Source organism: Algibacter agarivorans (assembly GCF_039543245.1).
GTDB lineage: Bacteria > Bacteroidota > Bacteroidia > Flavobacteriales > Flavobacteriaceae > Algibacter_G > Algibacter_G agarivorans.
Genome location: NZ_BAABJJ010000014.1, coordinates 59,341 through 78,646 on the forward strand (window position 1 = coordinate 59,341; position 19,306 = coordinate 78,646).

17 protein-coding genes are annotated in these 19,306 nt (G+C 31.2%); 6 read left to right on the top strand and 11 right to left on the bottom strand.

The window, feature by feature from the left end; genetic code table 11:
* The first annotated feature begins 65 nt into the window (after window positions 1-65).
* Window positions 66-1,124: a 2Fe-2S iron-sulfur cluster-binding protein gene (locus ABD935_RS06780; RefSeq protein WP_345190976.1), complete on the top strand. Its 1,059-nt coding sequence runs from the start codon at window positions 66-68 to the stop codon at window positions 1,122-1,124.
* Window positions 1,125-1,155: 31 nt separating this feature from the next.
* Here ABD935_RS06780 and ABD935_RS06785 read toward each other — a convergent pair whose 3' ends face one another.
* Both ABD935_RS06785 and ABD935_RS06790 read right to left on the bottom strand, forming a co-directional pair.
* Window positions 1,156-2,175: a glycosyltransferase family 9 protein gene (locus tag ABD935_RS06785; protein ID WP_345190978.1), complete on the bottom strand. Its 1,020-nt coding sequence runs from the start codon at window positions 2,173-2,175 to the stop codon at window positions 1,156-1,158.
* A gap of 71 nt (window positions 2,176-2,246) precedes the next feature.
* A complete protein-coding gene (locus ABD935_RS06790) occupies window positions 2,247-2,852 on the bottom strand; it encodes a DUF4254 domain-containing protein (RefSeq protein ID WP_345190979.1) in 606 nt (201 codons plus the stop codon).
* Between the two features lie 73 nt (window positions 2,853-2,925).
* Between ABD935_RS06790 and upp the strand changes: the two genes are divergently transcribed.
* A complete protein-coding gene (gene upp, locus ABD935_RS06795; RefSeq protein ID WP_345190980.1) occupies window positions 2,926-3,585 on the top strand; it encodes a uracil phosphoribosyltransferase in 660 nt (219 codons plus the stop codon).
* Here upp and ABD935_RS06800 read toward each other — a convergent pair.
* Window positions 3,574-4,497 carry a DUF6427 family protein gene (locus ABD935_RS06800; protein ID WP_345190982.1) on the bottom strand — a complete coding sequence of 308 codons (924 nt, stop codon included), beginning with the start codon at window positions 4,495-4,497 and terminating at the stop codon, window positions 3,574-3,576. The genes upp and ABD935_RS06800 overlap by 12 nt on opposite strands.
* 71 nt (window positions 4,498-4,568) lie before the next feature.
* Between ABD935_RS06800 and ABD935_RS06805 the strand changes: the two genes are divergently transcribed.
* The gene (locus ABD935_RS06805) at window positions 4,569-4,796 is read left to right on the top strand and encodes a DUF6341 family protein (protein WP_345190983.1); all 228 of its coding nucleotides are present in this window, start codon (window positions 4,569-4,571) and stop codon (window positions 4,794-4,796) included.
* 40 nt (window positions 4,797-4,836) lie between these two features.
* Here the strand turns inward: ABD935_RS06805 and purD are convergent, their stop codons facing one another.
* Window positions 4,837-6,111: a phosphoribosylamine--glycine ligase gene (gene purD, locus ABD935_RS06810; RefSeq protein ID WP_345190984.1), complete on the bottom strand. Its 1,275-nt coding sequence runs from the start codon at window positions 6,109-6,111 to the stop codon at window positions 4,837-4,839.
* Window positions 6,112-6,268: 157 nt separating this feature from the next.
* Between purD and ABD935_RS06815 the strand changes: the two genes are divergently transcribed.
* From ABD935_RS06815 to ABD935_RS06825, 3 genes are read left to right on the top strand one after another with little or no spacing between them, the layout of a single operon-like run.
* Window positions 6,269-7,588, top strand: coding sequence for a phenylacetate--CoA ligase family protein (locus tag ABD935_RS06815; protein WP_345190985.1), 1,320 nt, complete (start codon window positions 6,269-6,271; stop codon window positions 7,586-7,588).
* Window positions 7,585-8,682 carry a non-hydrolyzing UDP-N-acetylglucosamine 2-epimerase gene (wecB, locus tag ABD935_RS06820; RefSeq protein ID WP_345190986.1) on the top strand — a complete coding sequence of 366 codons (1,098 nt, stop codon included), beginning with the start codon at window positions 7,585-7,587 and terminating at the stop codon, window positions 8,680-8,682. Before ABD935_RS06815 ends, wecB begins: the two co-directional genes overlap by 4 nt.
* Window positions 8,679-9,842, top strand: coding sequence for a glycosyltransferase family 4 protein (locus ABD935_RS06825; RefSeq protein WP_345190987.1), 1,164 nt, complete (start codon window positions 8,679-8,681; stop codon window positions 9,840-9,842). The genes wecB and ABD935_RS06825 overlap by 4 nt, the downstream gene beginning before the upstream one ends.
* On the opposite strand, the gene ABD935_RS06830 is transcribed toward ABD935_RS06825, so the two are convergent.
* The 7 genes from ABD935_RS06830 to ABD935_RS06860 form a co-directional block, all read right to left on the bottom strand.
* Window positions 9,839-11,248, bottom strand: a complete 1,410-nt coding sequence (locus ABD935_RS06830) for an exopolysaccharide biosynthesis polyprenyl glycosylphosphotransferase (protein WP_345190988.1) — start codon at window positions 11,246-11,248, stop codon at window positions 9,839-9,841. The two genes, ABD935_RS06825 and ABD935_RS06830, sit on opposite strands and share 4 nt — an antisense overlap.
* A gap of 7 nt (window positions 11,249-11,255) precedes the next feature.
* Window positions 11,256-12,242: a UDP-glucuronic acid decarboxylase family protein gene (locus ABD935_RS06835; RefSeq protein WP_345190990.1), complete on the bottom strand. Its 987-nt coding sequence runs from the start codon at window positions 12,240-12,242 to the stop codon at window positions 11,256-11,258.
* Between the two features lie 13 nt (window positions 12,243-12,255).
* A complete protein-coding gene (locus ABD935_RS06840; RefSeq protein WP_345190991.1) occupies window positions 12,256-13,563 on the bottom strand; it encodes a UDP-glucose dehydrogenase family protein in 1,308 nt (435 codons plus the stop codon).
* A 17-nt stretch (window positions 13,564-13,580) separates the two neighbouring features.
* A complete protein-coding gene (locus ABD935_RS06845) occupies window positions 13,581-14,924 on the bottom strand; it encodes an undecaprenyl-phosphate glucose phosphotransferase (protein WP_345190992.1) in 1,344 nt (447 codons plus the stop codon).
* Window positions 14,925-15,138: 214 nt separating this feature from the next.
* Window positions 15,139-16,239 (bottom strand): DUF1972 domain-containing protein, encoded by a 1,101-nt coding sequence (locus tag ABD935_RS06850; RefSeq protein WP_345190993.1) that lies wholly within the window; start codon window positions 16,237-16,239, stop codon window positions 15,139-15,141.
* A gap of 102 nt (window positions 16,240-16,341) precedes the next feature.
* Window positions 16,342-17,469 carry a hypothetical protein gene (locus ABD935_RS06855; RefSeq protein ID WP_345190995.1) on the bottom strand — a complete coding sequence of 376 codons (1,128 nt, stop codon included), beginning with the start codon at window positions 17,467-17,469 and terminating at the stop codon, window positions 16,342-16,344.
* Window positions 17,470-17,544: 75 nt separating this feature from the next.
* Complete coding sequence (locus tag ABD935_RS06860; RefSeq protein ID WP_345190996.1) at window positions 17,545-19,302, bottom strand: O-antigen ligase family protein; 1,758 nt, start codon at window positions 19,300-19,302, stop codon at window positions 17,545-17,547.
* Between the last annotated feature and the right edge of the window lie 4 nt (window positions 19,303-19,306).

Genomic DNA, 19,306 nt, shown 5'->3' on the forward strand with positions numbered 1-19,306 from the left:
TAATTTTTCATAAAATTCATCTTATTTTTTATCGGCTTCACTATTTTTACAAAAAATATTAATACATGTCATCATTTCACAAACTATCAGTTAAAGCCATAAAACGAGAAACCGATAAAGCTATTAGCATTGCTTTTAACATTCCTGAAAATCTAAAAGACGCATTTGCTTTTAAAGCTGGACAATACATTACTTTAAAAACTGAAATTGATGGCCATGAAGTGCGTCGGGATTATTCGCTTTGTGTTTCTCCAAAGAGTGGTGAATTAAAAGTGGCTGTGAAAGAAGTTAAAGACGGTACCTTTTCAGCTTATGCTAATAGCGAATTAAAACCAGGAGACACTCTTGAAGTTGCTCCGCCAAAAGGACGTTTCACTTTTGAGCCCAACGATTCTAAAACTAAAAACATTGCGGCTTTTGTGGCCGGTAGTGGTATTACACCCGTATTAAGCATTATAAAATGTGCGTTAGAAGAAGAAGTTTATAGCAAAGTGATTCTGGTTTATGGTAACAAAACAACCAAGGACACCATGTTTTTAAACGAACTTTTAGAACTTCAGCATCAATATAAAGACCGTTTTTCTGTTCAGTTTGTATTTAGCCAACAAGATGAAGAGGATTCTATTTTTGGAAGAATTGAAAAAAGCACGGTTAATTATGTTATGAAAAACAAACATAAACACATTGAGGTTGATGCCTTTTACCTTTGCGGACCCGAGGCTATGATTCATGCAGTTAAAGATGTTTTAACGGGACATGATATTGATGAAAACCGAATTCATTTTGAGCTTTTTAAAGCTGCAAAACCTGCTGAAGTTGAAGATGATAGTCATGCAGCTACTGGTAAAACAAATATAACAATTACGGTTGATGATGAAACCACTACCTTTGAAATGTCTCAAAAACAAACTATTCTTGAAGCCGCTTTAGATGAAGATTTAGATGCGCCTTATTCTTGTCAAGGTGGTATTTGTAGCAGTTGTCTAGCACGTGTTACTGAAGGCAACGCTACTATGAGGCAAAATAATATTTTAACCGAAAGTGAAGTTGCTGAAGGTTTAATTTTAACTTGTCAAGCGCACCCAACAACACCTAGTATTGTTATTGATTATGATGATGTGTAAAAAAGACGTTAGACTTTAGACCGTTTCGCTGTTAAATAACAGACATTATCTTTTCAACAACTTTCTGAGGAGTAATACTTCCAGCGGCATTTTTATAATTTTCTGGATATCTGTTTCCGTAAATGGAAGTTGGAATGTCAGGGAATTGATTTCTATCCGATAATAAACAATAATCATCTGGTTGATTAAATGGTGCAAAACCAGCAAAAGGATGGGTAACACCCCAAATGGTAATCACTTTAACACCTAACATAGCAGCCATGTGCCCGTTACCAGAATCCATAGAAAGCATAACATCAAGATTTGAAATAAGGTCTAATTCTTCATTAAGCGATAATTTTCCTGCTACATTAATTACATTTTCAGAAATACTTTCAAATCCATTTAAAACGTCAATTTCTTTTTGTCCGCCGCCAAACAAAATGATTTTATAATCTTTGGAAAGCGTTTCAATAACTACCTTCATCAAATCTAGAGGATACATTTTTCCTTGATGCGCTGCAAAAGGAGCAATTCCAATACGTTTTTTTGGTTCTTTACCTAAAAGTGTTTGAAGTTTTTCATCTAAAACAGATGGCTTTGGAAAATTAAGGTTTGACAAATCTAAGGTATACCCTAATGCTTCAAAAACATCAGCATAGCGTTGATGTGTGGTTTTTAATTGCTGAAATATTTTACCAGAAATCAATGCTTTTTTTTCAGTTCTACCTTTATTAATTTGAATAACTGGTACTCCTAAAAAAAAGATTTTTAAAATATGGCTTCGTAAAACATTGTGTAAATCTGCAACGGCATCAATTCCTAGTTTTTTAAGTTGTCTTGAAAGCCGGTACAATCCAAAAACACCTTTATGCATACCTTTAACCTCAGCAGGAAAAACAGCAACGTTCGGTAAATCTCTAAAAAAGGGAATAAAAAAGGCCCGCGTTAAAACGGTTATTTTTACTTCTGGATATTGTTGTGTAAAAGCACGCAAAACCGGTACAGTCATAGCAACGTCTCCCATGGCTGAGAGACGGATTACTAGAATGTGTTTAGATATATTTGGCATTATCTTTCAGTTGAAAAAGTCTTCGACAAGCTCAGACTGACAGCTCAATTATATTTGAATATAGAGACTATTTATTTCTGTCCTCTCAACACAGGATTAAGCTCATCATCATTATACATTTTCATTTGCTTATAAACTTTCATGTATTTATCGCCTTTCTCGATATCGCTTAAAAGCGTATCAATAGCGGTCGATAAATCTACACGCTGTTCTAATAAAATGTCTAATTTTTTCTGACATGCGGCTTTATGCGAATCTGAAGCATCAGTTCGAGTTGCCTCTTCGTTCATGTGGTACACTTTCAATGCTAAAATAGATAATCTATCTACGCCCCAAGCTGGACTTTCAGTATTAATAGTGGCATTTTCTTTAACAGGAGCATCTTTATATTTTTCCAAAAAATAACTATCAATATATTCCACCATATCCGTTCTATCTTGGTTTGAAGCATCAATTTTACGCTTTAAAGTTAAGGCGGCAACAGGATCTATTTGTGGATCGCGAATAATATCTTCGTAATGCCACTGTACGGTATCAATCCAACATTTTCTATATAATAAATGTTCTAATAAATCACTTTCCGCGTAAGCGTTTTCAAAAGGCTGATCTACAGTGTTAATAATGTGGTATTTTTCAATGACGTCTTGAAATATTTTGTTGGCTTTTTCTGTGAACATAATGTGTTAAATTTTAAAGCGTAAATATACTTCATATTTAATTAACTTTACTACTGAAAAACCATAACTCATTATGCATATCCACCATATATCTCAGCAAAACTCAATACTAAACACTTTTATTTCAGAAATTAGAAATATTGATATTCAAAAAGATAGTATGCGGTTTAGAAGAAATATTGAGCGTATTGGAGAAATTTTGGCTTATGAAATCAGTAAATCTCTAAATTTTAAAACGTCATCTATTAAAACCCCTTTAGGAGAAGCTTCTATAAATGTATTAGAAAACGATATTGTTTTATGCTCAATTTTAAGAGCAGGTTTGCCTCTACATAATGGATTGCTTAACTATTTTGATACTGCTGAAAATGCTTTTATTTCGGCCTATAGACATCATAAACATAATCCTGAAAGTATTGAAATAATTGTAGAGTATTTAGCTTGCCCAAATTTAGAAAACAAAACACTTATTTTAGCAGATTCTATGCTAGCCACAGGACAATCTATGGTGGCAACTTTTGAAGCTCTAAAACCTTTTGGAACACCTAAAGAAGTCCATTTAATAAGTGCGATTGGTGCACAGGAAGGTGTTAAATTTGTTGAAAAACACTTTGATGATAACGTGCATTTGTGGATTGCCGCTATTGATGAAAAACTCAACAAAAAAGGCTATATAATTCCTGGGCTTGGTGATGCAGGCGATTTAGCTTTTGGCGAAAAACTACAACAATAGCAATACAAAAGGGACAATAAAGAGTACCGAAAGAAAGACTTCCTTAAACCATTTTTCTTGAATTATCTCGATATAATTGGTAATAATTATTGCCAACGGCGCAAAGAGAAATAAAAATTCACTACCATTTTTTTCAGGAACTTGTAATACTATTAAAAACCCTATAATAGCAGCTATAATAATGAGTTTAAACGACACTCTAAACACTTTTTTCTTCTTCTTAATGTTTTTTAAATAGAAAAACGAAGACCAAATCCCGAAAGATAAAAGTACCGTGATAGCGATTAAATACGATAAAGAATTATAGTTGCTAAAATCATAACTTGTTTGAGGGGATATGTCGAACATGCCAAAAAAACTATCGTAAAACACTATAGAAGTCGCAACAGAAATTATAAAAACAGTAAAAACGCCTAAAAAAGGTACTATCCAATGTCGTACATTATTATCTGTATATAAAACAAGTGACACTATAATCAAAGCAAAAAACAGAATGGACCAAAAGTAAAATAGTGCGGCAATTGCAATCCAAAAAGCAGCATCAAACAGTTTCTTTTTCACGTCTTTTTGAGAGTGCAAACTTACTATTCTTCTTAACCCTAACAGTACAAAAAAATTGGATATAAGCACATTAGAGTTACTGGTTGTCTGAGTAATAAATAGCAAAAACAGACTAAACAGCAAAATTTCATAATTGCTTTTTAAGGTTAAACTATTCTTATTAACTATAAAATCTAAAAGTAAAATAGATGCATACGCTACAAAAAGCAATGTGGTCTGCTTTACAATAAACGCCATTGGAAACGGCTCATTTATTAAACTTAATCTAGCTATTACAAAAGCTAAAAGCGTAATAAAAAAAACGATGATGAAATTTATTGGCTTAGATTTATTAAAAATACTTGTTATCATTAACTGTTTTTGTATTTTTGCTACGTAAATATACTAACTATATACCCAGTTAGAAAATAATAATAACACACATGAAAGATTTCTTTTACGCTATACAAGATTTATTTGTTGATGTCATTTTTGCACCTTTTGACGCTTTAAGAGCCTTAGAACTTGAAAGCTGGTTTGGAGCGAACGCTATATCTTGGATTTTTATGATTATAGGATTTGTTGCTATGGTCTACTGGATGAAACAACTTAAAGGCTTCAACGATAATAACGAAGAAGATAAAAGCGTTTCTGCACATTCTTATTTGTAAACTAATTTAATACTATTTACTTGCCTAAATCTTATTAAAATTAGTTTAAATCGAATCCAATGTCTTTACGATAATTCATCTTATCAAAATGTAGTTTTTCTATATTCTGGTAAGATTTTTTTATGGCCTCTTGATACGTATTTCCATAAGAAGTAATAGCCATAACACGACCGCCTGAAGTTAGAATTTTTCCATCTTGCAGTTGGGCTCCCGCATGAAATGGGATAGAATCTTGAATAGCATCAACTCCAGTTATTTCCTTTCCTTTTTCATAAGCTTCTGGATATCCGCCAGATACCAACATAATAGTTGTTGCTGCGCGCTCATCAATTTCAATATCAATTTTATCTAAACTACCATTAGCCATAGCCTGTAGGATTTCAACAAAATCATTTTTAAGTCTTGGTAAAACAACTTCGGTTTCTGGGTCTCCCATCCGCACATTATATTCAATCACTTTTGGGTCGTCTCCAACTTTTATAAGTCCGATGAATACAAAGCCAACATAAGGTAAGTTATCCTTTTTAAAACCGGAAATTGTTGGTTTTACTATGCGCTCTTCAATTTTATTCAAAAATTCGTCTGTAGCAAATGGTACTGGAGAAACCGCTCCCATACCACCAGTATTTAAACCGGTATCGCCTTCACCAATACGTTTGTAATCTTTAGCTGTTGGTAAAATTTTATAGTTTGTGCCATCTGTTAATACAAAACAGCTTAATTCAATACCATCTAAAAACTCTTCAATAACCACTTTTGTGCTTGCTTCGCCAAATTTAGCATCGACAAGCATACTTCTTAGTTCCGCTTTAGCTTCATTTAAATCATTTAAAATAACGACGCCTTTTCCAGCTGCCAATCCATCGGCTTTTAAAACGTAAGGTGCGTTTAGGGTTTCTAAAAACGCATAGCCTTTTTCAACGGTTTCTTTAGTAAAACTCTCGTAAGCCGCCGTTGGAATGTTATGTCTATATAAAAATTCTTTGGCAAATTCCTTACTGCCTTCTAATTCGGCTGCTGCTTTTTGTGGTCCAATAACGGATACATGCTTAATAGCCTCATCATTTAAAAAATAATCATGAACGCCTTGAACCAATGGGTCTTCTGGCCCAACAACAACCATATCAATCTGCTTATCTAAAACCAGTTCTTTAATAGCTTTAAAATCGGTTACACCAATATTTACGTTTGTAGCTACATTAGCTGTTCCTGAGTTTCCAGGAGCAACAAACAGATTGTTACATAAAGGACTTTGAGCTATTTTCCAAGCGAAGGTGTGTTCTCTTCCTCCAGAACCAAGAATTAAGATATTCATTTATTTCGTTTTAGTTTCCCGTTTTCACGGGAATGACAAATTAATGTTTTTTAATGCCATGCATTAAAAGCCATATTATAGTTTGCGCAAAAATAAAACTAATGCCACTAATACACGAATATTTTTTATTTACTTTACAAAATATATATTTTTTGATTTGAATTTATTTAACCTTTCATTACAACTTAAAGGCTTTCCTATTAGAAAAGCAGAACGTGTTTTGAAAACCATTCAGAATAAAAATGACCATGCATTTGATGTTTATGTTGAGCATAAAAAGCAAGACATCATTTCCTATCATTTAAAACACAATTCCTTTTATAAAACCTTTGGAAAATCTATAAATCCGTTAGATTGGAATACGATTCCTGTAATGACTAAAAAGGATTTACAGCAACCACTAGATACCCTAATGTCTGATGGTTTTACAAAAAAAAATGTGTATGTCGATAAAACCTCAGGAGCCTCTGGACAACCTTTTATTTTCACAAAAGATAAATTTTGCCATGCTTTAACCTGGGCCATTATTAAAAACCGTTTTGGTTGGTTTAATATTGATTTCAATACCACTAAACAAGCCCGTTTTTATGGTATTCCATTGGATAAAAAAGGATTTTATATTGAAAAGTTGAAAGATTTTGTGAGCCGTAGAACCCGTTTTAATGTCTTTGATTTAAGTGATAAAGCTTTTGAAAATTGGTTAAGCGTTTTTAAAACTAAAGAACTGGAGTACATGAATGGTTATACCAGCCCCATGGTGCAATTTGCAAAATATTTAAAGCGTAAAAATATAGTGCTCAGTATGGAATGTCCAGCATTAAAAGTTTGCATTACAACTTCTGAAATGCTTTTTGAAAATGATAAGCAGCTTTTAAAAACACAATTTGGAGTTCCCGTAGTAAATGAATACGGTGCATCAGAATTGGATTTAATAGCTTTTGAAAAACCAAACGGCAAATGGCTCGTAAATAGCGAAACGCTGTTTGTTGAAGTGCTTGATGACAATAATACCGTTTTGCCTTACGGCGAAGAGGGGCGATTGGTTATTACATCGCTTTATAATAAATCTCAGCCGTTTATACGCTACGATATTGGCGATATTGGAATCCTTTCAAAAGAAAGCACAGTTAAAGAACCTATACTTGAAAAACTTGCTGGACGAACAAATGATATGGCTATTCTACCAAGCGGAAAAAAAGCTGCTGGCTTAACTTTTTATTACATTACTAAAAGTATTATTGAAGATGATGGGAACGTTAAAGAATTTGTTATTGAACAAACCAAACTTGATACTTTCAAAATAATTTATGTAAGCTCTAAGAATCTTTCTGAAGAAAAAATGCAACACATTACTATTGAAATGGAAAAATATCTTGAAAAAGGGCTTAACATTAATTTTGAAAGGCACGACAAATTAGTTCGTTCAAAAAGTGGTAAATTGAAACAGTTTTTATCCTACTTAAATCAAAATACATGAATATTACCATAGTTGCTGGTGCCAGGCCAAACTTCATGAAAATCGCACCTATTATTGAGGCGATTCAGAATAAAAAAAAGGAAGGTTTTAACATTAATTACAGACTTGTACATACGGGACAGCACTACGACAAAAATTTAAGTGGTACTTTTTTTGAAGAATTAAATATCCCGTTACCAGACCGTAATTTAGAAGTAAAAAGTGGCACTCAAGCAGAACAAACCGCAGCTATAATGATTGGTTTTGAAAACGAATTAAATCAAAACCCCTGTGATTTGGTAATGGTTGTTGGCGATGTTACCTCTACCATGGCATGTACCATTGTAGCTAAAAAATCAAATATAAAAGTAACACATGTTGAAGCAGGAATACGCTCTGGAGATATGCGCATGCCTGAGGAAATCAATAGAATTGTAACCGATAGTTTAACCGATTATTTTTTCACAACTTCAACCTATGCAAATAAAAACTTGGAACAGTTAGGTGTTTCTAAATCAAATATTTTTTTTGTAGGTAATGTGATGATTGACACCTTATTAAAAAATGAAAGCCGATTAAAAAAACCTAGTTTATGGGGTGATTTAGAGTTGCACCATAAAAAATACCTAGTTATGACCCTTCATAGACCTAGCAATGTTGATGAAGAATTACAACTAAAAACATTAATTACACAAATTGTTGCGCTCGGAAAAGATTATCCTATCATTTTTCCTGTTCATCCCAGAACTCAAAAATTGTTGAGTAGTCTGAATTTAAATTTTAAAAACCTTCATTACGTCAATCCGCTTGGGTATTTAGAGTTTAATTATTTGGTAAAAAACGCCAAAGCCGTTATAACAGATTCTGGAGGTATTACTGAAGAAACAACGGTACTGAATGTACCTTGTATAACATTACGAGACAGTACAGAGCGTCCTGAAACCTGTAACATCGGCACTAATATTTTAGTAGGAAATGATTCTAAAAAAATTGAATATGCATTTAAGATGTTACTTTCAGGAACTTGGAAACAAGGTACTAATCCAGAGTTATGGGACGGACATGCTGCAGAAAGAATTATTCATCATATATCTCATCTATATAAGTTATCATGAAGGATATCCTCATCATAACCAACTATTTTCCTCCTGAAACGGGAGCCGCTTCAAATCGTATGCTTCATTTAGCGGAAGGTTTACAGAAACATCATTTTAAGGTTTCAGTTATTACGCCTTTGCCCAACTATCCAACTGGCAAGGTTTTTAAAGCTTATAAAGGGCGTTTTAAACATACTTCAAAAGAAAACAAGCTAACCATTCATCGCTTATGGATTTATGCTAGTAACTCAAAGAATAAGTTGTTACGCCTTATAGCCATGCTATCCTATAGTTTTAGTTTGGTGTGGTTTTTTACTTGGAATAAGATTCCTAAAACAGTTATTGTACAATCACCACCTTTACTTGTTGCTTTTACAGCTATGGTATTTTTGCGTTCTAAAAAACGTAAGCTTATTTTAAACGTGAGTGATTTATGGCCCATAGCTGGATTGGAATTGGGTGCTTTAAAAAAGAATTTCAGCTATCGCGTCCTCGAAAACATCGAGCATTTTAATTATAAACATACTGATTTAGTTTTAGGGCAGAGTGAAGAGATTTTAAGCCATGTGCAATCTCTTTTTCCAAATAAAGCGACTTTTCTATATCGCAATTTTCCTGATTTTGACGCTCCAAAGGTTTGTTTAAAAAACACATCAACCAGAAAACTAAAAATGGTATATGCAGGATTGTTAGGTGTAGCTCAAGGTATTTATAAATTATGCCAAGCATTGGATTACACCAATATTCAACTTCATATTTATGGTGCTGGTGCTGAACAAAACGCTATTGAAAATCTTATCAAAAAACATCCAAATTTAGATATCGTATATCATGGAGAACTATCAAGGAACGCATTACACAACGCACTAATCCAATATGACATTACTATTATTCCTTTACTGAATAGAATTTATGGTTCAGTACCTTCTAAAATCTTTGAATACGCCCGATTAGGAATCCCTATGCTATACTTTGGGGGTGGTGAAGGTGAAAAACTAATTGAACAATATAATTTGGGATGGATTGCAGAAGCAGGAAACTATCGTGATTTGAATGCTGTTATTTCTAAAATTGAATCTTCAGAATTAGGATTAAACAAAAGAAAGGAAATTCAAGAAACCGCGATTAAAAATTTTGAATTTAATATTCAACTAATGTCACTTTTCGAAAAACTCTAATACGCTTTTTCTTCACCTTTTAAGGCATTTATTATAGTTTGAAAAATTATTTTTAAATCTAACAATATGGACCAATTCTCAATATAAAAATTATCATATTTCACACGGTTTATAATGTCATTATCATGCTCTACCTCTCCTCGACACCCTTTTATTTGAGCTAATCCAGTAATCCCTGGTTTTACATGATGTCTAAAAATAAAATTGTACTTATCTATTTTTTTCGAGTAATCATCCGTATAAGATATCATATGCGGTCTGGGGCCTACCACACTCATATCCCCTTTTAAAACATTAATAAATTGTGGAAATTCATCTATACTCGTTTTGCGCAAAAATTTGCCAATATTTGTAACCCTACTATCATTTGGTTTTACGTAAGTTCCTTTAACTTCTTTAGTAATAGTTAACGATCTATACTTATAACAATCAAACTCCTTATAATTAATTCCATTTCTTTTATGTCTATAAAATAAAGGTCCTTTGGATTCTAACTTGATAATGATAAATAATATTATTGAAAGCCATGAAAGGAAAAATATTATTATGAATAGCGAAAACAAAACATCAAATACGCGCTTTAAAAATTTATTGAAATCATTATTTAATGCCACTTCTTGAATAGATAAAACAGGCAGATAGTTATAATAATCTGTGTGAAGGCGTTTTGTAAAAAGCCTTAAAGTGTTAGGAACAAACTTAATATTACAATGGTTTATATTCGCATATTTAACATAATCATTAACTTGTTTTTCAGTTAACTCATCAATGGCGCAATAAATTTCATCGATATTGTTAGGTTCTTTTAAAAACTCAAAGCTGTCCTTAATTGATCCCGTATTATTTTTATCATTAGAATCACTAAATATCGCTGTTATGTTATATCCTAATTCTTTTTTCCTCGAGAATATATTTTTGAGCTCCTCAACACTTGAACCACTACCTACAATAATAACACTTCTTAAATTTCCTTTTAAATAAGTACGAACTTTTTTTAAGACATAGAAACTTAATATTTTTACGGTCGCTATTGCTGCAAATGAATACAATAGATATTTTAAAACAATAAACGCTTGTACGTTGATGCTTCTAAAAAAACCTATAAATGCATATACAACTACGGCATAGGTTATAAATTGTTTTAAGAGTAAGGAGGCTATATTAAGTAATGAAGTATATCTATAAACTTTATAAAATTTCAACAAAAATGTAGATGAAAGCCACAGGGTGACTGAATAAACAAAATAAAGTAAATGTTTATCGTTAAAAAAATTAGTTGAAAAGAAATATAAGTTCTCTTCGTTGAAACTTAATAAATAAAACGCGAAAAAATTTATAACTAAAAGATCATATATTATTAAAGCAGGTCTTAATAGCCATGAATATCTTCCACGTTTAAATTCCATAAGCTAATTATTTATTAATGTAGCCTGAAAAATCTTTATGCTCACTTTTATAAAGTTCTGCTTCTGATAAGCTTTTGAAATAATCAAATGTTATTTTCATGCCTTCAGCTCGATCTACTTTTGGCTCCCATCCTAATAGCTTTTTAGCTAAAGTGATATCTGGTTGCCTTTGCATAGGATCGTTTACAGGTAAATCCTTATAAATTACTTTTTGGGTGGTTCCTGTTAATTTTATAATCTCTTCGGCAAAATCTTTAATAGTTATTTCGTGAGGGTTTCCAATATTTACTGGTTCAACATAATCACTTAGTAACAATCTATATATGCCTTCAACTTGATCATCTACATAACAAAACGAACGTGTTTGCATGCCATCACCAAAAATAGTTAAATCTTCTCCTCTAAGTGCTTGTCCCATGAACGCAGGTATAACACGACCATCATTAAGTCGCATTCTAGGTCCGTAAGTATTAAATATTCGAACAATGCGTGTTTCAACCCCATGAAATCTATGATATGCCATTGTAATAGACTCTTGAAAGCGCTTGGCTTCGTCATAAACGCCACGCGGTCCAATGGTATTAACATTTCCATAATAATCTTCGGTTTGCGGGTGTACTAAAGGATCACCATACACTTCCGATGTAGAGGCAATAAGCATTCTAGCCTTTTTTGCCTTTGCTACACCTAATAAATTATGTGTCCCTAAAGAACCCACTTTTAATGTTTGTATTGGAATTTTTAAATAATCAATCGGGCTTGCGGGTGATGCAAAGTGAAGTATGTAATCTAATTCGCCCTCTATTTCCACAAATTCAGAAACATCGTGTTCAATAAATTCGAAATGCGGATTATTCTGTAATTGATCTATATTTTTTTTATCACCAGTAATAAAATTATCCATTCCAATAACGGAATAACCTTCTTTAATAAAGCGATCACATAAATGAGACCCCAAGAAGCCAGCCGCTCCTGTAATTAATACTCTTTTCATATGCTTTAGTTTTTTAATTAGTTTTTCTTCCTATAGAACTATAATAAAAGCCTTCTTTTTCCATTTCCTTTAAATCATAAAGGTTTCGTCCGTCAAAAATTGTTGGGGAATTTAACCCTGCTCTTAATCTATCAAAATCTGGTGTTCTAAAAATACTCCACTCTGTGCACACTATTAACGCATCTGCTGATTCTAATGCCTCATACATATTAGAGGCAAAAGTTAAATCATTTCCAAATTTTCGTTTTACATTTGGCATAGCTTCAGGATCAAACACCTTAACTTTGGCACCTCTATTTAATAATTCCTCGATGATATATAAAGCTGGTGCTTCCCTAATATCATCTGTTTCAGGCTTAAAAGCTAATCCCCATATAGCAAAAGTCTTATCTTTTATATCATTATTAAAATAAGCATCTATTCTTGGGATTAGCACTTTTTTCTGAAGGTCATTAACCTTGATTACTGCATTTAGAATATCAAACTCATAGCCAGCATCCTTACCTGACTTGTGTAATGCCTTTACATCTTTTGGAAAGCAGGACCCCCCATATCCTATTCCTGGAAATAAGAAGCGTTTTCCTATTCTTGAATCGGTTCCCATACCAGCACGTACTTTATCTACATCAGCGCCAACTATTTCACAAAAGTTAGCTATTTCATTCATAAATGTAATTTTAGTAGCAAGGAAAGCATTTGCAGCGTATTTTGTAAGCTCAGCCGATTTTTCGTCCATTGTAATAATAGGATTTCCTGATCTTACAAATGGTTTATACAACTTTTCCATTAAAGCTGTAGCTTTTTCAGAATTCGACCCAATGACTATGCGTTCTGGTTTTAAAAAATCATCAACAGCAAAACCTTCTCTCAAAAATTCTGGGTTGGATACCACATCAAAATCAACATTTGTTTCATTAGAAATAGCTTCTCTTACTTTTTCTGATGTTCCAACTGGAACTGTACTCTTATCAACTATAACTTTATAGTCTTTTATTAGTTTTCCTATTTCTTTTGCCGCACCTAAGACATAAGACAAATCCGCAGACCCATCTTCGTCTTCAGGAGTTGGTAATGCTAAAAATATAATGTCCCCGTGCTCTAAGCCCTCGTCTAATGATGTTGAAAAGTGTAATCTATTTGCATTAATGTTTCTATGGAATAACACATCCAAGTGGGGTTCATATATCGGTACTTCTCCTTGGGTCATTTTTTGGACTTTATTCTCATCTATATCTATACACAATACATCATTTCCTGTTTCTGCCAAACAAGTTCCTGTTACCAAACCCACGTAACCCGTTCCAATTACTGATACCTTCATTTAATTATTATAAATTATTAATATGCTTTTTCTTCTCCTTTAAATACATTAATAACTGTTTGGATTATAATAGTAAAATCCATCAAAAAAGACCAATTTTCTATATAAAATATATCATACTTAGTTCTATTTACAATGTCTTCTCTTGTTTCAATTTCTCCTCTATATCCCCTAACCTGTGCCAAACCAGTTACACCAGGTTTTACAAAATGTCTAACCATGTATTTTGATATTTTTGTACCGTACATTTCATTTTGTCTCCATAAATGTGGCCGTGGTCCAACAACTGACATGGTTCCAAACAATACGTTAAAAAATTGGGGTAATTCATCAATACTTGTTCGTCTAATAAACTTTCCTACCCTTGTAATCCTAGCATCATTTCGTGTGGCAGAATCCTCTGATCTAGAATTTATGGCCATTGATCTAAACTTATAGCAACCAAATCCTTGCTCCTTTATTCCAGGTCTATTTTGTTGGAAAAAGATAGGTCCCTTACTTTCAAGAATAATTATTAACCCCAAAATGGGTATTAACCAAGAAAGTACAAAGCATATAATTATTAATGAAAATATGACATCGAAAATACGCTTAGTCAAATTTTTAATTGGATTGTCCAAGGGTAATTCTCTTAAGGATAGAATAGGTGTAATATCATAATAATTAATAAACAAGTTTTTACTATATATATCTTTATTATCAGGTATAAACTTTAAAGATTTCACTTTAATATCACAAAACTCAATAAACTCTTTTATTTGCTTATTTGTTAGTTCTTTCATAGAACAATAAACTTCATCTATCTTGTTGTTTACTATAAAATCAAAGCTTTCAGAAATACTCCCCAGTTTATTATCCTCATTTTGATTTGTAAAAAAGCCTATTAACTTATATCCAAATCCAGGTTCGTCAATAAAAAATTGTTCTAATTTTTTTGTTGAGTCATTTGATCCTATTATTACAACTTGCTTATAATTACTACCAGTTATTATTCTGTATTTTTTTAAAATAAAATGGATAGAAGTCCTCCACACAACCAACAACACATATAGAAAAAAAAAGAAAAAGAAAATGGACTCAGAATCAATCGATATTTTTTGTACAAATAAATACGAAAGAAATAGCAAAATAACTATAAAAACTTGCTTAGATAACAGTGATACTATTCTTGTGATTTTGGTATACCTATAAATATTATAAAATGAAGAATAAAGAGAAATTAAAAACCAGGAGCCTACTAAAATTAGAATTAAAATTAAGTCTTGTGTAAATACATAATAAGACGTAACCGTAATTATTAATAAATCCAATATATATAAAACGGGTCTTATTAATTTTGAATAATTTCCATTACTAATCATAAATTACTCATATCTCTCTCAAGGGCAAATATACTAATAAACTCAAAACATACATAATTTCTCAATTAATAAAGCTCGTTTCTTTAATCAAAAGCATGTTTTAATCAAAGACAAATTTAACTCTACCGACAATTAATTAAACACCTATCTTACTATAACCAAATCCACAAATTATTTTTACAGTAAAAAGTAGGATAAAATATTTTTATTAATTTCATTTATCTCTTTTAACACTCTTAATAAACAAATCTAAATATTTATTGTTTATAACTTCCCATCTATATTTACTATTAATTTTGGCATAACAATTTTCAATATTACCAATGTTTTGATTTTTATCAATTGTATCTATATGTATTTTAACTTCTTCTTTATTTTTAAAATAAAAAGCATCTCCTTCTAATATAGACTTAGAAAATTCATTATTGTGAGCCACAATTAAAGCTTTTGATGCCATAGCCTCAAGTAAAGAAGGGTTAGTTCCCCCAACAGAATGGCCATGAAAATACAAATTTGAAAAATACCTGAGATTATTTAAATACTCCAAATTAAAAATACCTCCAACAAATCGAATATTTTTCGCATCTTTAAATTTATTCTTTAAATACTCTCCAAACTTATTCGAATCATGTCTTCCGACAACTAAAAACGGGTTTTTTTTATCAGCTAAAACCACCCCATCCAGTATCATTTCCAAGTTATTTTCTGGCTCAAACCTTGCCACTAGCATATTGTACTTAAATTCTTCAACATTATACTGTTTTAAAATTTCTCGATTAGGTTCATTAAACAATTCCGCTCCATATGCAATAAACTCTGAACTAACATTGTATTCTCTTAAAAGGTAGTTCTGAATACCAATAGAATCTGAAATCAAATAATCACTTGATTTAACAGCAAGTTTTTCAGCATACTTCAAAAATCGCCTTACTACAGTAGAATACTTTGATCGTTTCCACTCCAAACCGTCCATATTACTTATTATTATTGGCTTTTTTGGTAAAAATCTGTGCCAAATAGTATTACTAGTATAACCAAGCTGTAGGATAACATCAAAACTTCTTTTCCGTGAATCTATAATACAATTAAAGTCGTATATGAATTGCCCAAAGGTTCCTACTTTATATTCAGGGTCAAATTTATGGATAATGTTCACGCCTCGGAATTTTTTCTCTTGAAAAACATGATTATGAGAATTATAAACCCATACATCATGACCTTGCTCTACAAGGAACACTGAAAAAAACTCAGCAAATTGTTCGAAGCCTGAATAATTATTAGGGATACCCCTAGTTCCTAAGATTACTATTTTCATATGGTTATAAAATTTGCAATATACCGAGTTCCTATTACTACTTTAATGTTTTGAACGGACAAAAATAAGGAAGTATTTTGGAAAATAAATCAGTTAGTTCAATTAATTGCCTTGCTTTTTTAGTGCTATTAACACCAAAAACATTAACATAAGAGATAAAGGAATATACAAAAGGTTACCGCTTAAGGTCGAAAGAACAACAACACTAATAAAAAAAGCCTTAGAAACATCTGTTTTCACTAGACTTCTATAAAGCCAAGATAGAAACACAGTATAACAAATTAATCCAATAAGTCCAAAAAATAAAATAACATCAATTATTTGTAATTCTAACCTCAGTTTTTGAAGGTTCGTAGCTCCAATTAGAAGGCTATAATTATCTGGAGTAATTTGCTTGTACAGGCTTACAGTATAATCATTTCGATAAGAAAAAATTGCAGATAAGATCCCGTCCGAATCATACACTTCCCTGAATATAGGTTTAGAATATAAAAACAATAGCAAACAAAAAAACACCAAAGACAGGATTACTATTATAACATGTTTAAACCCTCTGCTCAATTTCTTACTCCAAAAGACCAACATACTCAACAACAAAAATTCTCCAAAATAAACCCCTTTAACACCGGACAATATGCAGAGTATGAATACTAGTAAAAGCATTTTTTTATCATTAAACTCCCAAAACAATATTGTAGCACTCAAATAAAAAAAAGGGGCAAAACCTTGACTTAAAAGAAAACCATTAACCCCAAACCTTTGAGCATAATAGGTGTCGAAAATTTTTATTTCAAATAATAAACCAAAGAATACTAAGAGAAAATTTATAAAAATGAGCCATTTAAAAAGCGTATAGAGTTTAACCAATAATTTCTCCCCTTTATTTTTATAGGCAAAATACATTAAAGGAAATGCTAATAATGGAAAAATATACCTAATGTATTCAAGCATGTAGTTCTCTGAAAAATTATTTTTTAATAAGAAAACAACAGATAATACTATAATAATAACAATTGGCACTCTTAATTTATTATAAACATATTTAAAATTTATAATGATAAATAGTAAAGAATATACTAAAAAAATTGCTTTTAAAAATTTACTGAATTTTACAATTTCAAAACCATAAAAATTAACTGTTTTAGTTATGAAATCAAAACCCAAACTAAGCAACAGAAAACCAAAGATAACTTCGTGATAATTAATAAAAAGCAATTTAAATTTTTCCAATAATTTCATTTTATCTTTACAGTTTTCACCAACCTCTTTCACACCTTAAAGAAATCTATTTAGAAATCAAAATTCTCAAGGTATAATCGTTTCCTTGTTTTTAATTGCTTTCAATTTATAATTAAAATTAGTATTCGTTAAAATCAATAACGAAACAGTAATAAAATACACGCCTCTAACCCTTCCAAATACGGATTCAGTAATAAAACTAAACATTAAAAATAAAGTGAAAATTAACAATATTTTGTTTTTAGATTTTACCCCCATTATTATCGACTGTGCAAATATCAATATTAGGACAATAAAACCAATAAAACCTGTTCTCCAAAACGTATCAACATACTGATTGTGAGGGTTTAACCCTTTGTGATGGATCAAGCCTAGACTTGTCAACCGAGCTCTTAAGTCTTCTGCTCTTAATCTTGAAACGCCATTTCCAAAAGCAAATTCATCAAAACCATTCAGCGTTGCAATTGCTTCTTTCCACAAGATAAGTCTTAGTGTTAATCCATTAACTCTAGAATCATTAGAATCATGAATTTTAGTTTCCTTTAATAAACTTAAATCATTAAAATTTAAAATATCATTAAACCTTTTTTGCAGTGGTTTAAATAACAATACAGAGGGTAAGAGCATTACACATAATACCACAAAAATTACTGATTTTCTCTTAACATTTAAATGAAATAAAAGATATAATGGCACAGCAACTAGCAAGACAAGCTTCGACCCTAAAAATATTAAAAAAAGCAGAAAAACTCCTTGTAAGATATATTTTTCTCTATGATGATAATACTGTTGTAAAAAACAAATAACCAAGAAAAACAAATATGATAAATATACGGGATGATAGTACTTTGAAAACTGTTTAAAAGAAAAATATTCATGCCTTTCTAAAATAATAAAATCCAATAAAGACGATGTAAACAATACAATCCCTATAGCTAACGCAGACAACATTAAATAGTAAAGTGCATTACTAAACTTAATTGAAGCCATTAAAATAGGTATGAATATAAACGGTACAAATCTTTCAATTGTAGAAAACTCGTTAGCCACACTATTGCTTATACAAATGTTATTTATTAAATAAACAATAAAGAAAAGAATAAACAGAATATTAAGTTTATTTTCTTTAAATAGCTTCCAATCAAAATATTTTATATAGAAGGGAACTCCTAAAATTAGAGCGATATTATATAGGGGAGCGAATGAAAAAATAGACAATAAAAACATAGCAAAAAGTATATCTTCTTTCTTTAAAGTAAGCAACAAATCAAAAACAGATGTTTTCAACAAAAAGAAATACAACAACAGCCCTACGAACAATATCCCAAAAGTTATTTTTAAATACGGGATTTTATCTATTAAAACAAAGGGGTATTCTAAAAATGAATTATGCATTTTAACATCAAAAAACAAATCATCTTGCTTTTTAACACCTTCGTGTTCTTTAATATCATCTAAGCTTATTTCATTAGATAGGTTTTTACTGAAAACCGTTAATTTCCGAAACATATAATTGGTTCCGGGATATTCAAAATAAACTCTAAATTTCGAAATATCAAGATCTTCTAGATTATCAAGAATAATCACAGAATCATTTATTTTTTTAAATCTATAGGGTTTTTGAAGATCAATAGTAGCCTCTTTATTTCTATTTGTATAAAGCAAGGGAATGCCCTTATCTAAAGCATTTTTATTTAATTCAACCTTAATACCGCTAACTGCAACGTTTACCAATTGATAGTTAGTCCATAAATATATGCCACTATAAATTAACAAGCTAAACAACAAAAAATATATTAATCTCTTTTTTGCTTTATTATCCATTATT

Bases quoted from the DNA above. Each gene is read 5' to 3' on its own strand.
- ABD935_RS06840 (WP_345190991.1), bottom strand. From the start codon at position 13,563: ATGAAGGTATCAGTAATTGGAACGGGTTACGTGGGTTTGGTAACAGGA.
- ABD935_RS06860 (WP_345190996.1), bottom strand. From the start codon at position 19,302: ATGGATAATAAAGCAAAAAAGAGATTAATATATTTTTTGTTGTTTAGC.
- ABD935_RS06805 (WP_345190983.1), top strand. From the start codon at position 4,569: ATGAAAGATTTCTTTTACGCTATACAAGATTTATTTGTTGATGTCATT.
- ABD935_RS06835 (WP_345190990.1), bottom strand. From the start codon at position 12,242: ATGAAAAGAGTATTAATTACAGGAGCGGCTGGCTTCTTGGGGTCTCAT.
- ABD935_RS06790 (WP_345190979.1), bottom strand. From the start codon at position 2,852: ATGTTCACAGAAAAAGCCAACAAAATATTTCAAGACGTCATTGAAAAA.
- ABD935_RS06780 (WP_345190976.1), top strand. From the start codon at position 66: ATGTCATCATTTCACAAACTATCAGTTAAAGCCATAAAACGAGAAACC.
- ABD935_RS06825 (WP_345190987.1), top strand. From the start codon at position 8,679: ATGAAGGATATCCTCATCATAACCAACTATTTTCCTCCTGAAACGGGA.
- upp (WP_345190980.1), top strand. From the start codon at position 2,926: ATGCATATCCACCATATATCTCAGCAAAACTCAATACTAAACACTTTT.
- ABD935_RS06785 (WP_345190978.1), bottom strand. From the start codon at position 2,175: ATGCCAAATATATCTAAACACATTCTAGTAATCCGTCTCTCAGCCATG.
- ABD935_RS06800 (WP_345190982.1), bottom strand. From the start codon at position 4,497: ATGATAACAAGTATTTTTAATAAATCTAAGCCAATAAATTTCATCATC.
- ABD935_RS06830 (WP_345190988.1), bottom strand. From the start codon at position 11,248: ATGGAATTTAAACGTGGAAGATATTCATGGCTATTAAGACCTGCTTTA.
- wecB (WP_345190986.1), top strand. From the start codon at position 7,585: ATGAATATTACCATAGTTGCTGGTGCCAGGCCAAACTTCATGAAAATC.
- ABD935_RS06845 (WP_345190992.1), bottom strand. From the start codon at position 14,924: ATGATTAGTAATGGAAATTATTCAAAATTAATAAGACCCGTTTTATAT.
- ABD935_RS06850 (WP_345190993.1), bottom strand. From the start codon at position 16,239: ATGAAAATAGTAATCTTAGGAACTAGGGGTATCCCTAATAATTATTCA.
- purD (WP_345190984.1), bottom strand. From the start codon at position 6,111: ATGAATATCTTAATTCTTGGTTCTGGAGGAAGAGAACACACCTTCGCT.